Source organism: Pseudomaricurvus sp. ABR4_320, assembly GCF_056159445.1.
In genome coordinates this window covers 1-292 of record NZ_JBSWVF010000116.1, presented here as the reverse complement: position 1 = coordinate 292, position 292 = coordinate 1, and the positions used below count along the sequence as shown (strand labels likewise).

Here is a 292-nt window from a genome sequence, read left to right as displayed (position 1 = left end):
GCTCATAGCTATCGATGGATGTAAGATGAGTTCAAATGCCGCGAAGGAGCATTCCGGGACCTTGGAAGAATTGACGCGCAAGCGGGACAAGATTCAACAACAAATCAAAGCGTGTATGAAGGAACATCAGAAGCTGGATCGTCGTCGCAAGGGCGAGCGGGAGCGCAAAGATCAACTCGAAAAATCTTTATCAACACTGGATAAGCACTTCGCTAAGATTGACCAATTCCTAAAGACAGCCGCCCCTGACAGGTTTTTGCTCCTGCAAAACCTGCATTTCCCACATCCATGT

At 47.9% G+C, this 292-nt stretch carries 1 pseudogene; it reads left to right on the top strand.

The window, feature by feature from the left end:
- Nucleotides 1–292, top strand: a pseudogene (locus tag ACXAFR_RS27630) (hypothetical protein); the annotation flags it as partial.